Source organism: Methylosinus sp. H3A, assembly GCF_015709455.1.
Classification (GTDB): domain Bacteria; phylum Pseudomonadota; class Alphaproteobacteria; order Rhizobiales; family Beijerinckiaceae; genus Methylosinus.
The window spans coordinates 3,823,423-3,835,872 of record NZ_JADNQW010000005.1; the positions used below are offsets into that span (position 1 = coordinate 3,823,423).

Genomic DNA, 12,450 nt, shown 5'->3' on the forward strand with positions numbered 1-12,450 from the left:
CATGACAGCTTTCGCACTCGAGCTTTCCGGCGTCGCCCGCCACTATCGCGAAGGCGATACGCGGCTGGACATATTGATCGGCGCCGATCTCACCCTCTCGGCCGGCGAGACGGTGGCGCTGGTCGCGCCTTCGGGCGCCGGCAAATCGACGCTGCTGCATATCGCCGGCCTGCTGGAGCACGCAGACGACGGCGAAGTCCTCATCGCCGGACACGCGACGTCGGACATGAGCGACAATGAACGCACGAGCCTGCGCCGCTCGACGATCGGCTTCGTCTATCAGTTCCATCATCTGTTGCCGGAGTTTTCGGCGCTCGAGAATGTCGCGCTGCCGCAGGCGATCAACGGGCTGGACCGCCGTGAGGCGGAGCGGCGCGCCGCCGAGCTGCTCGACTATCTGCGGCTCGGCGCGCGGGCTCGGCACCTTCCCTCGCAGCTCTCGGGCGGCGAGCAGCAGCGTGTCGCCATCGCCCGCGCCGTCGCCAATGCGCCGCATGTTCTGCTCGCCGACGAACCGACGGGAAATCTCGATCCGCGCACGGCGGAGCATGTCTTCGCGACATTGCTGACGCTCGCGCGCAACACCGGCCTCGCCGCGCTCGTCGCGACGCATAATCTCGATCTGGCGGCTCAGATGGACCGTCGCGTGACGCTCAGCGACGGGCGTCTCGTCGAGCTCGCTTGAATGCGTCCGAACTGAAATAGAGCGCCCCAGCCGGATCCCCATCCGGCCGGGGCGCTCGCTCCATCGCGGCTCAGGCCGCTTTTTTCTTGTTCTTGTCGATGAAGCTGTTCTTGTACCAAAGGCCGAAGCCGACGAGGCCGAGCGCAGCGAAGAACACGGCGATGATGATGTTCTTGTCCTCGGTCGTGCCGACCGCGAAGGGGAAGCGAGACACATATTCGCGTCCGTCGTCGGCCTTCGCTTTGACCAGACCGATGAAGTCGCCCTTCTTGGTGAAATTATATTCGAAGTTGAGCGTGCCGGTGCGGTATTTCTTCGGCGGCACATAGACTTCCGTGTTCTGCTCGAGATTCTCGTTGTCGTCGCCCTGCCCGACATTGCGAAGAATGCGGATTTCCAGCGTCATGTCGCGCAATTCGTCCTGAACCGCGTCCAGCACGATGATCGTCGGGCCGACATCGGGAATATCGTCGCAGAAGACCTCGCGCGATTTCAGCGGCTGATAGCCGGTGAAGTTCATCGTGTCGGGCCCGATCTTCATGATGCACTGGCCGGTATCGGAGCTCACGCCGCCATGTGCATGGGCCTCGCCGACCAGTCCGGCCGTCGCCAGGGCAAGAGCGACCAGAAGTCGAAGATTCATCTTTTCTCTCCCTATCCATGGTTTTCGCCGCTTCTGCGAGCGGCTGCAACACTCTCGCCGACCTCGGCGTCAACGACCGCGATACGACTCGGCTCGACGACCGATAGTCGCTCCCGGCTTTTAGCACACACTCTCATCGACATAGGGACGAAGTTTTCGCCGGAGAACGCCGAGGCGCGGAAATTCCGCGGCGCTGGCTGAGCCGGCGACCGCGAATGTGGGCTTCGGTCTCTGTTCTTCCGTCTCCGATCAGGCTGCTTCCGCACTTTCGGGCAGGAATCCGACTCTCTTCGAGATCCTGCCAGCGGCAAAAAGTCGCAACCCGTCCAGAGAGTTATATTCCCTGGAGTACGTACGTAATTTTGGACGAAGAAAATTAACCATGACCGAAGACGCGGCCGAAAATTCTTTAAAAATTTAAGTAACTCGGTAAGAATTGCGAAACCATTCGAGATAGGAGACGAAACATGAATGCGGTAGTTTCGAAAAACGACATCACCTCCGCTGTCGTCGCTGAGACTTATGTTTCACCTTCCGACTTTTCGGATCCGCTGGATTTCATCCGACAGCGCTCGTCGCTGGAGATCCATCGCATGGATGAGCTCGATACGATCCTGGTGAGCAAACTCGCCTGCGGTTTCGATCGAGACAGCATCGACGGCTTGACCTTGTTGCTGCGCAAAATTTCGGAAGGCCATTTGCCGGGCCTCAAATATCTGGTTTTCGACTTTGCGCATTGCGACGACGCTCGAGCTGTCGCAGCAGAAGGCTTCGACGAGTTGGCGTCGGCGACCGCCCGCCTCATTCTCGAGGCTCCGGTGATCTCGATCGCATGGGCGAGAACCTATCTGAACGGAGCGGATCTCGACTTCGCATTATCCTGCTCGATGATGGTCGCGGATCGCCATGCGCGTTTCTGCTTCGACGCGGATCTGGCGTCGGCCATCGGCGTCTATGGCGCGCTCGCGCAAAAGCTCGGCTTCGTGAAGGCGGAGCGGCTCATGGAGAATGGCGAGGTGCTGACCGCCGAGCAGATGCAGGAGCTCTGCCTGGTCAAGCACATCGTCGAGAACGACGAAGGCCTATTGGGAGCGGAGAGCTATGTGCGGCAGTGCGGCCGCCGCTACAACGCCTCCTACAGCATGTTTCGCGCGCAGCGCATCAGCGCGCCGCCGGTTCGCCGGCAGAGCCCGGCGGCCCCGGCGAGCCGGCGCGTCTGATCTCTGGAACGGGAAAAAATCGGGCGGAGCGCCCGCGGCTCTCGTGGGCGCTCCGCCGACCGTCAGGCGACGACCTTCAGCTTGCCGCCGCGCGTCATTCCGGCAAAGAGCAGCGCGAGCTCCGCCTGCGGCTTCGCCATGCTGAAGAGAAAACCTTGCATCAAATGCACATTTTTGGCGAGGAGGAGCGCTCGCTGCTCATGGGTCTCTACGCCCTCCGCGACGAGATCGATGCCGAGCTCGGCGGTCAGAAGTGAGACCGCGCCAATGATCGCCTGGGTCTTGCTCGAGGCGCTCAGCTCCGACACGAAACTGCGATCGAGCTTCACCTTGTCGACGGGGAAGCGGTTCAAATAGCCCAAGCTGCTGAATCCGGTTCCGAAGTCGTCGAGCGACAGGCGAACGCCGAGCGCGCGCAGCGCCGCGATCTTGGATGCGGCGTCCTCCGTATCCTGCATGAGGGTGGATTCGGTGATCTCGATCTCGAGGCGCCCCGGCTCCAATGCGGCGGCGGCGAGCGCGCTCCGCACATGATCCACCATATCGGGCTGCTGAAACTGCCTCGATGAGAAATTGACGGCGACCCGCGCCGCGGACGGCCACAGATGAGCGTCTCGGCAGGCCCTGCGCAGCACCCATTCGCCGAGTTCTACGATCATCCCCGTCTCTTCCGCGATCGGAATGAAGGCGGAGGGCGGCACATAGCCCAATTGCGGGTGGCGCCAGCGCGTCAGCGCTTCGCAGGTCGAAACGGACTGGTCGCGCGCGTCGAAGATCGGCTGATAATGGACCTCGAGCGCCTCGGTCCGCAGGGCCTCTCGGAGCTCCCGCTCGATGCGCCGCTTGCTGACCAGCGCATCCTCCATCGCCGTCTCGAACCAGATGGCCTGCCGTCGTCCCGCGGCCTTGGAATGATACATTGCGAGATCGCCGCATTTCAGCAGCCCCTCGGCCGAGGTCGCATCCCGCGGCGCGACGCACAGGCCGACGCTCGCGCCGATCACGATCGTGTGCCCCTCTATGACATAGGGACGGGCGATCGCCTCGATTGCACGCCGCGCCAGAGCGTCGGCCGGGGGCGTCTCGATCGTCGGATGCATGAGGATGCAGAATTCGTCGCCGCCGAAACGGGCGACCATGTCGACCGAGCGCACGCAATCGCGCAGACGTTCGGCGACCGCGCACAAGAGGCGATCGCCGATCGTATGTCCGAGCGTGTCGTTGACCTCTTTGAACTGATCGAGGTCGATGCAGAGCAGAGCGAGGCTCAATCCGCGTTTGCGAATGTGCCGCAGGTCGCGTTCCAATCGTTGCTGGAACTGAAAGCGGTTGGCGAGATCGGTCAGCGTGTCGAAATGCGCGATCCGCTCGATCTCGCGCGCCGCGCGCCGTTGCTCGGTCACGTCCTCGACCACGGTGACGAAGGCGCCATTGTCGGCCGGCTCGCATCGGAAATCGAAAATGCGGCTGCCGATCTCGCGGGAGAAGACGTCCGTTCGCGGAAGCGAGGCTCGCGACGTCCATTGGTCGAGGAATATCCGCGCGTCCTCGCGGGACATGTTCGTGTTCTCGCCGATCATGCTGGTGAGCGCGGCGAGGTCTCTCGGCATATCGTCCGGATCGAGGCCGAAGAAATCATACATCCGGCGATTGACGACGGTGAGCGTCTTATCCGCGCGGCCCATGCACAAGCCATGCGTCATGCTGTTCAGCGCCGATTTGAAGCGCCGGCGCTGCGTGTCCGCGTCGCGGCCGTTGCGCAGAGCCGACTCCAGGACCGAATTCAAGAATTTCGTGGTCGACTCCACCGAAATGATGCCGAGCACGATGATTAAAGTCAGGCCCCAGTACCAGATGCTGAAATTGAACAGACAAGTGATGGCCAGCGGCGCGCAGACCCCGATGACCTGCCACAGGACGATGCGCGGTCGCCCTGCGTTGCGGCCCGCCAGCGCGCCGGCGCATCCGGTCATCAACACAACGCCGTAATAGGCCACCATCTCGCCGTGATGGGAGTTGAACAGCACGGCGGCCGTTATGCCGACGACGGTCATGAAGCTCACGCCGCCGATGGCGTAGCGCAACTCCCACTGTCGCGCGTCGCGCCGGCGTTGCTCGACAGGCGTCCGCGTATGCGTGATCAAGACATGTATCCGATACATGCTGATCACGAGCAGAGCCAGAACGAAGCCGAAATAGACGAGATCGCCGGTCGTCAGCCATGCGATGACGGCGACCAGCATTCCCGCGCCGATGCCCGCGATGAACGAGCCCGGCGTGCCGAACAGCGTTTCGACGAGATCGGCGTAGATCTCGTTCTTCTGGTCCTCTGGCGCGACATCCTCGATTTGTCGTCTCGTCATCGGTATGACTTTCATGTCGCAAACGATCGCCGAGCGATCGGCGTTATCGAGACCGGCCGTCCTCCGCCGTTCCGCCCGAAGACGTCATGCGCTTCTGGGCTGCGGCGAGCCGCTCCATGTGACGAAGATCCTGATCGCTCAGCGCGGTCGAACAATCCGCCCAGAGATCGGTGATCTCGATGAGTTCGTCCCTGGTCACCGGAAAACAGCTTCTTCGCGCCTCAGACAGCGCCCGCCGGCGCAGCCAGCGCTCATCTCCGCCTTCCAGCATCCAGGCGTCGGCCGCCGCGCGCAGCGATCCATCGGGAGTCGTCAGATCGATGGCTCCGAGCTCGAGCATCTCGCTCGCCGGATGGATCGCGCCGGCGCCTATGATCCGCTCCGCCTGGGCCACGCCGAGCCGCCGCGTGAGCAGCGACACCGCCCCCATTCCCGGAAATGCGTTGAAGCTCGCCTCTGGCACGCCCAGTTTCGCGCTCTCCTCGGCCAGGATGAAATCCGAGGCGAGAGCCGCCTCGAAGCCGCCGCCGAGACACTGTCCGCGCACAGCCGCGAGCGAAACGATCGGCAGATAGAGGCCGCAGACGAGCGAATAGATGAGATCGATGCAAGCATGTGCATAGGCGATCAATCGATCGCGCCGGCCGCTACGAATCGACGATGTGAAGGTCACGAGGTCGCCGCCCAGACTAAAGACCGACTTCTTGTTGGAGCTCATCACGAAATAGCGGACGGGAAAGCACGCAAAACCGTCGAGTTCGTACATATGACGCAGCGAGTCGCGCACGCTCGCCATATCCGCGAGGGTCTGCATCGCATAGAAGGGAGGCGACGACACCTTGTAATTCATCCACACGGCGCGCGTCACAGTGTCATATTCGAGATCGATGTGATCGAACTCCCAATGCGGAAAATCTTCCGGCTTTTTGATTTCGAACGCGAAAGCTTCGGTCATCGGGGCCGCTCTGATTCAACTCGCGAGTGTGATGCAACCGAAATCTGAACCTACATGCGCCGCGACGCGAGGTGGCGACGCGGGTCAATCTACCGCTTCGGAAGTTATCGCATCCTTATTTCAGAATATTATATTTATTCGTAGATCCCAAATCGCAGCCGCCTCGCTGGCGTCTCTCGTGGTCACTTCACCTCGAACCAGGCGGCGAGTCCGGCCGCCTCATGCTCGAGAATATCGTCATGGACGGCCCATTTGCCGGGGCTGTCGGCGACGAAGGCGACATGCTTGGTCTTGCCCGGCGGCACGACGACGCCATTGCGCCAATAGGGCTCCCAGCCATCGTCGAGGTCGTGCAGAAGCCGCACGCAATGGCCATGGACGTGCATCACGACCGGAACCTCGGCGCGATTGACGAAGCCGAGCGTCACCGGGCTCCCGCGCTTCACCTGGAACAGCGGCGGGCCGCCATAGGCCTTGCTCGGCGCGCCATTGATGCGCCAGCCCACGCCCGGCGACGCCGGCGGCTCCAATGTGAGATCGACCTTCTTGGCCGCCTGCAGCTTGATCTCTGTGGGGAGCAGCGGGTTCTGCGGCAGCGCGGCAATGGCCGGTCGCGCTACGGCCTTGGCGCCTTTCGTGGTGAAGATCGCCAGATCGCGGTCCGGCTCGTCGATCCCGCGCAGGACGAGCTTTGCTGTCGTATTCTCGGCCTGCGGCAAATCGAACAGCAATTCGAATCGCGCGCCCGGCGCGGCCGGTATCGTGCGCCGCACCGGCTCGAAGGCGTCGCAGGGCTGACTGTCCACGGCGACGACGAAAGGCTGGATATTGTCGAAGCCGACGAACATGATTCGCGCATTGGCGAGATTGGCGAAGCGCAGACGGATGCGCGCGCCGGGCGAAAAATCGCGGCGCGCCGGCGCCGGAGAGCCGTCCACTGCGACCAGCGACCCGAGCCGCCCTGCCCCGGGCGCGGCAAAATCGCCTTCGATCGCTCCATCCTTATCCAGCCGCCAGTCGTCGAGGACGAGCAGAAGATCGGCGTCGGCTTCGAGGGGTTTGGGCTCGTCGACGACGAGCAGCCCCTTCAGGCCGCGGCCGACCAGTTCCGGCGTCGCCCCGAAAACCGAGGGGCGATAACAAAAGAGGCCCGCGTCGGCCGCCTTGCGGCGATAATCGAATCGTCCGCCCGGCGCGACCTCCGCCTGTGTCAGCGGCGCGACGCCGTCCATGGCGTTGTCGCCGCGCATCCCGTGCCAATGAATGGAGAGCGGTTTTTCGAGGCCGTTGACGAGGCCGACCGCGAGATCCTCGCCCTGCGCGAGGCGCAGCAGCGGGCCGGGAGTCTTCCCACCGAAACCCCAAATTTCCGTCGCATGGGCGGGCTCCGGCAGGAGACGCGCCGTTCCCTTGCGCGCCTCCAGCGTCGTGAGCCCGGCCACCTTGGGCCCGGCGGCCGGCGGCTCGGCGCGAGCGTCGAGCGAAACGAGGGTCGCGGCGACTCCGACCAAAAAGGCGCGGCGTGAGCAGTTGGACGGCATGTTGTCTCCGATTTCTCCTCGCCGTCGCATATGGCCCGACCGGCGCGCGGCTTTCAACAGGTCCGCGCGCGACATTTTCTTTAGCTCCGGCGCGGCGTCGTGCTATAGAGCCCACCGCCCGAGCCGGCGCGTGGCGGCGTCCGCGCGTCGACACCGGTATTTCGAAGCCGGTATTTCGGCCGTCGCCGCGAGCGTTTCGACGCCGGACGGCTCGGGGCTTCGGTCCTTTGGCGTTTCGCCCGCGAGCCGGCGGCTCGTCGGGCGTTTGCGCGTCGGGGCGGCGGGCGTGGCGGAACTGGTAGACGCGCCGGATTTAGGTTCCGGTGACGCAAGTCGTGGGGGTTCGACTCCCTCCGCCCGCACCAGCGACGCGCGCCGGCGGCAGAGAATTTTTCCCGGCGAACGCCGGACTGGTCGAGATTCGAGAAGGCGAGAACGACATGCAGGTGACGCAGACCCTGTCGCAGGGCTTGAAACACGAATTCAAGGTGATCCTCCCGGCCGGCGAGCTCGCCGCCAAGCTCGAGTCCCAGCTCGTGGAGCTCCGGGGCAAGGCGCAGATCAAGGGTTTCCGCCCGGGCAAGGCGCCGCTCTCCTATCTCAAGAAGATCTACGGCAAAGGCATAATGGGCGAGGTTCTGCAGGAGGCCGTCAACGAGGCCAATCGCAAGATCGTCGAAGACAATAGCCTGCGCGTCGCGCTGGAGCCGCGCCTCGACTTCCCGACCGATCAGGCCGAGGTCGAGAAGGCGCTGGAGGCCGAAGGCGACTTCTCCTATTCGGTCGCCTTCGAGGTTCTGCCGGCGATCGAGGTCGGCGCCTTCGACGACATTGCGATCGAGCGCCCAGTCGCCGAGGTCGCCGAGGAGGAGGTGCAGAAGGCCATTTCCGACCTCGCCGACCGCATCCGCGAATTTGCGGACAAGGAGGGCGTCGCCGCCAAGGGCGATCGCGTCACCATAGACTTCGCCGGCAAGCTCGACGGCGAGCCTTTCGAGGGCGGGACCGGCGGCGACGTCGCTCTGGTGCTCGGCTCCGGCTCCTTCATCCCGGGCTTCGAGGAGCAGCTCGAGGGCGCGGCCAAGGACGAGCAGCGCGTCGTCAAGGTGAAGTTCCCCGATGATTACGGCGTGCCGACGCTGGCCGGCCGCGACGCCGAATTCGACGTGACGGTCAAGGGCGTGGCCGCCCCCGCGGAGCTGCCGATCGACGACGCCTTCGCCTCCAAATACGGCTTCGAATCGCTCGCCGAGCTCACTTTCGCCGTGCGTGGCAATCTCGAGGCGGATTTCGCCAAGGCCTCGCGCGCCAAGCTGAAGCGCGCCCTGCTCGACGCTCTCGACAAGAAATATTCGTTCGAGCTGCCCGAGGGCCTCGTCTCCCAGGAATTCGACACGATCTGGACCCAGCTCGAGGGCGAGCGCCAGCGCTCCGGCAAGAGCTTCGAGGACGAGGGCACGACCGAGGAAGCCGCCCGCGACGAATATCGCAAGATCGCCGAGCGTCGCGTGCGCCTCGGCCTGGTGCTGGCGGAGATCGGCCAGGGCGCCGGCGTGAAGGTCGACGACAAGGACGTGACCGACGCGCTGGTCGAGCGCGTGCGCGCCTTCCCCGGCCGCGAGAAGCAGGTCTGGGACTTCTACCGCAACAATCCTCAGGCGCTCGCCCAGATCCGCGCCCCTCTCTATGAGGAGCGGGTCGTCGACCATCTGGTGACCAAGATCAGCGTCACCGACAAGACCGTCACCCGCGAAGAGCTGCTCGCGGCCGAGGAAGACGACGATCTGGCGCAGCCCGCCGCCTGATCCGGCCCGCGCCCCGGAGCCCCTTAAGGGCGGCCCCGGGGTTCCCGCGCGCGGCTTTTGCGGTTTGTGTCTGGACGGCCTGCCGCAATATGCTACCAACGAGTCAAAAGCTGGCTCGTGGCTTTCGCTCCATTCGGGGGAAAGAACGGCGGGTCGAAGAGGCCGCCGCGCGGCCGGGGGCATGACGCCCCCGCCCTGTGGCGTCTCCGGTCGCAGGCCAGTCAAATCTGAAAAAGGCGCAAACAGATGCGTGATCCGATCGACGTCTACAACCAGTATCTGATCCCCCAGGTGATCGAGAACACGAGCCGCGGCGAGCGCGGCTTCGATATCTATTCGCGCCTGCTGCGCGAGCGAATCATCTTCCTGACCGGCCAGGTCGAGGACCATATGGCCTCGGTCATCATCGCCCAGCTCTTGTTCCTCGAGGCCGAGAACCCGAAGCGCGAGATCTATCTCTACATCAACTCGCCGGGCGGCGTGGTGACCTCGGGCCTCGCGATCTACGACACGATGCAATATATCCGGCCCAAGGTCGCGACGCTCTGCATCGGCCAGGCGGCCTCCATGGGCTCGCTGCTGCTGTGCGCCGGCGAGGCCGGTAACCGCATCGCGCTGCCCAACGCCCGCATCATGGTGCATCAGCCCTCGGGCGGCTTCCAGGGCCAGGCGTCGGACATCCTCCGCCATGCGGAGGACATTATGAAGATCAAGCGGCGTCTCAACGAAATCTACGTCAAGCACACCGGCCGGGACTATGAGACGATCGACAAGACCCTCGATCGCGATCACTTCATGTCCGCCGAGGAGGCCAGGGAATTCGGCATCGTCGACAAGGTGGAGGTCAACCACCCGGACGATGCGACCGAGGCCAAGGCCTGACGAAGATCAAATCCCGGCGCGCCCGCTGTTTTCGACAGTCGAAAACAGCGGGCGCGCCGTTCCGCATGTATCGGGGCGCGCATGTTTCGTAAAATTCTGATCGCCAATCGTGGCGAGATCGCCTGTCGCATCATCAAAACCGCTCGCCGCATGGGCATCAAGACGGTCGCCGTCTATTCGGACGCCGACGCCGACGCGCTGCATGTCGAAATGGCCGACGAGGCCATTCATCTCGGCCCGCCCCCCGCTGCGCAATCCTATCTGCTCATCGACAAGATCGTCGCGGCCTGCAAGGAGACCGGCGCCGAGGCCGTGCATCCTGGCTATGGCTTCCTCTCCGAGCGCGCCGCCTTTGCCACGGCGCTGGCGGACGCCGGCATCGTCTTCATCGGCCCCAATCCGCGCGCCATAGAGGCGATGGGCGACAAGATCGAGTCGAAGAAATTCGCCTCCGCCGCCAATGTCAGCGTCGTGCCCGGCTATCTCGGCGTCATCCAGGACGGCGACGAGGCGGTCCGCATCGCCAATGAGATCGGCTATCCCGTCATGCTGAAGGCCTCGGCCGGCGGCGGCGGCAAGGGCATGCGCGTCGCCTTCAAGGCCGAGGAAGTGGTCGAGGGCTTCAACCGCGCCCGCTCCGAGGCCGCCTCCTCCTTCGGCGACGATCGCGTCTTCATCGAGAAATTCATCGTCAACCCGCGCCATATCGAAATTCAGGTGCTGGGCGACAAGCACGGTAATGTCATTCACCTCAATGAGCGCGAGTGCTCCATCCAGCGCCGCAATCAAAAGGTGATAGAGGAGGCCCCCTCGCCGCTGCTCGACGAGGAGACCCGCGCCGCGATGGGCGCTCAGGCCGTCGCCCTCGCCAAAGCGGTGAATTATGATTCCGCCGGCACGGTGGAATTCGTCGCGGGGCAGGACAAGAGCTTCTACTTCCTCGAGATGAACACCCGTCTGCAGGTGGAGCATCCGGTCACCGAGCTCATCACCGGCATCGATCTCGTCGAGCAGATGATCCGCGTCGCCGCCGGCGAGCCGCTGTCGCTGCGTCAGGAGAAGGTGACGATCAACGGCTGGGCGGTGGAGAGCCGCATCTACGCCGAGGATCCGACCCGCAACTTCCTGCCCTCCATCGGCCGGCTGGTGAAATACCGCCCGCCGGAGGAAAAGCGCGAGGGCGCGATCACCGTGCGCAACGACACGGGTGTGGCGGAAGGGCGCGAGATTTCGATCCATTACGATCCGATGATCGCCAAGCTCGTCACCCATGGCCCCGACCGCCTCGCGGCGATCGACGCCCAGGGCGACGCGCTGGACCGCTTCGTCATAGACGGCATCCGCCACAACATCCCCTTCCTCGCCTCGCTGATGCAGCATGAGCGCTGGCGCTCTGGCCGGCTCTCGACGGGTTTCATCGCCGAGGAATATGCGGGCGGGTTCGCCGCCCCGCAGCCGGACGGCGAGGTCGCGCATGTGCTGGCGACGGTCGCGGCGCTCGTCGACCACATCGGCAATGAGCGCAAGCGCCTCATCAGTGGCCAGCTCGCCCATGGCCGCCCCTTCGAATTCGAGCGCAAGCGCGTCTGCGCTCTCGGCGACCAGTCGTTCCATGTGACGCTGGACACGCAGGGCGAGGCGCTGATCGTTCATTTCGACGAGGAAGACGGCCGCACGCGGCGCATCTCCTCCTCCTGGCGGCCGGGCGACCCGGTCTTCGCGGGAACGATCGACGGCGCCTCGATCTATGTGCAGGTGCGGACGATCCTCAATGGATTCGAGCTCTCGCATCAGGGCGTCGCCGTGGACGCGCGCGTCTTCACCCAGCGCGAGGCCGAGCTCAACGCGCTGATGCCAAAGAAGAAAAATGTCGGCGTCTCCAAGCATCTGCTCTGCCCCATGCCGGGCCTCGTCAAGACGGTCGACGTCGTCGAGGGCCAGGAGGTGAAGGCCGGCGAGCCGCTCTGCATGGTCGAGGCCATGAAGATGGAGAATGTGCTGCGCGCCGAGCGCGACGTGACGATCAAGAAGATCGTCGCCAAGCCGGGCGACAGCCTCGCCGTCGACGCGGTGATCATGGAATTCGCCGACTGATCAGCCGAGACATGCGTCGGCGAGCCCCGACGCATGCCCTTCCCTTCTTTCAACTCTCGGCGGCTTTTTTCTTCGACGAATCCGCGTGCGACGCGCCGGGCGGACCGACTCGAGCCGCACAGCTATCCCAGGCGCCTCCGCCCCTCGGAGCAGCCGAGGACCAAATCGCCCCTCCCCTCGATCGAAAAGCAGAGAAAATGCGCGGCTCGCCATGCGAGAGCGCGCACCGAATGTCTTTCACCAGCTTATTACACATTAATTA

General features: G+C 64.1%; 9 protein-coding genes and 1 tRNA gene. 6 read left to right on the forward strand and 4 right to left on the reverse strand.

The features are described from left to right. The first annotated feature begins 1 nt into the window (after position 1). Positions 2-685, forward strand: coding sequence for an ABC transporter ATP-binding protein (locus tag IY145_RS20665; protein WP_196409922.1), 684 nt, complete (start codon positions 2-4; stop codon positions 683-685). A gap of 70 nt (positions 686-755) precedes the next feature. On the opposite strand, the gene IY145_RS20670 is transcribed toward IY145_RS20665, so the two are convergent. Further along, entirely contained in the window at positions 756-1,328 is a 573-nt protein-coding gene (locus tag IY145_RS20670) for a hypothetical protein (protein ID WP_196409923.1), read from the reverse strand. 467 nt (positions 1,329-1,795) lie between these two features. Here IY145_RS20670 and IY145_RS20675 point away from each other — a divergent pair, with 467 nt between their 5' ends. Further along, positions 1,796-2,548, forward strand: coding sequence for an enoyl-CoA hydratase (locus tag IY145_RS20675; protein ID WP_196409924.1), 753 nt, complete (start codon positions 1,796-1,798; stop codon positions 2,546-2,548). A 62-nt stretch (positions 2,549-2,610) separates the two neighbouring features. On the opposite strand, the gene IY145_RS20680 is transcribed toward IY145_RS20675, so the two are convergent. The 3 genes from IY145_RS20680 to IY145_RS20690 form a co-directional block, all read right to left on the reverse strand. Further along, on the reverse strand, positions 2,611-4,911 hold the full coding sequence (locus tag IY145_RS20680; RefSeq protein WP_196409925.1) for a putative bifunctional diguanylate cyclase/phosphodiesterase: 2,301 nt from the start codon (positions 4,909-4,911) through the stop codon (positions 2,611-2,613). 43 nt (positions 4,912-4,954) lie between these two features. Next, positions 4,955-5,866, reverse strand: coding sequence for a crotonase/enoyl-CoA hydratase family protein (locus IY145_RS20685; RefSeq protein ID WP_196409926.1), 912 nt, complete (start codon positions 5,864-5,866; stop codon positions 4,955-4,957). Between the two features lie 182 nt (positions 5,867-6,048). Next, positions 6,049-7,407, reverse strand: a complete 1,359-nt coding sequence (locus IY145_RS20690; protein WP_196409927.1) for a multicopper oxidase family protein — start codon at positions 7,405-7,407, stop codon at positions 6,049-6,051. 280 nt (positions 7,408-7,687) lie between these two features. Between IY145_RS20690 and IY145_RS20695 the strand changes: the two genes are divergently transcribed. From IY145_RS20695 to IY145_RS20710, 4 genes are all read left to right on the forward strand, one after another. Further along, positions 7,688-7,772, forward strand: a tRNA-Leu gene (locus tag IY145_RS20695). 75 nt (positions 7,773-7,847) lie between these two features. Continuing rightward, complete coding sequence (gene tig / locus IY145_RS20700; protein WP_196409928.1) at positions 7,848-9,212, forward strand: trigger factor; 1,365 nt, start codon at positions 7,848-7,850, stop codon at positions 9,210-9,212. 246 nt (positions 9,213-9,458) lie between these two features. After that, a complete protein-coding gene (gene clpP, locus IY145_RS20705) occupies positions 9,459-10,094 on the forward strand; it encodes an ATP-dependent Clp endopeptidase proteolytic subunit ClpP (RefSeq protein WP_196409929.1) in 636 nt (211 codons plus the stop codon). Between the two features lie 81 nt (positions 10,095-10,175). Then, positions 10,176-12,188: an acetyl/propionyl/methylcrotonyl-CoA carboxylase subunit alpha gene (locus tag IY145_RS20710; protein ID WP_196409930.1), complete on the forward strand. Its 2,013-nt coding sequence runs from the start codon at positions 10,176-10,178 to the stop codon at positions 12,186-12,188. Positions 12,189-12,450: the final 262 nt, after the last annotated feature.

Bases quoted from the DNA above. Each gene is read 5' to 3' on its own strand.
- IY145_RS20665 (WP_196409922.1), top strand. From the start codon at position 2: ATGACAGCTTTCGCACTCGAGCTTTCCGGCGTCGCCCGCCACTATCGC.
- IY145_RS20670 (WP_196409923.1), bottom strand. From the start codon at position 1,328: ATGAATCTTCGACTTCTGGTCGCTCTTGCCCTGGCGACGGCCGGACTG.
- IY145_RS20675 (WP_196409924.1), top strand. From the start codon at position 1,796: ATGAATGCGGTAGTTTCGAAAAACGACATCACCTCCGCTGTCGTCGCT.
- IY145_RS20680 (WP_196409925.1), bottom strand. From the start codon at position 4,911: ATGACGAGACGACAAATCGAGGATGTCGCGCCAGAGGACCAGAAGAAC.
- IY145_RS20685 (WP_196409926.1), bottom strand. From the start codon at position 5,866: ATGACCGAAGCTTTCGCGTTCGAAATCAAAAAGCCGGAAGATTTTCCG.
- IY145_RS20690 (WP_196409927.1), bottom strand. From the start codon at position 7,407: ATGCCGTCCAACTGCTCACGCCGCGCCTTTTTGGTCGGAGTCGCCGCG.
- tig (WP_196409928.1), top strand. From the start codon at position 7,848: ATGCAGGTGACGCAGACCCTGTCGCAGGGCTTGAAACACGAATTCAAG.
- clpP (WP_196409929.1), top strand. From the start codon at position 9,459: ATGCGTGATCCGATCGACGTCTACAACCAGTATCTGATCCCCCAGGTG.
- IY145_RS20710 (WP_196409930.1), top strand. From the start codon at position 10,176: ATGTTTCGTAAAATTCTGATCGCCAATCGTGGCGAGATCGCCTGTCGC.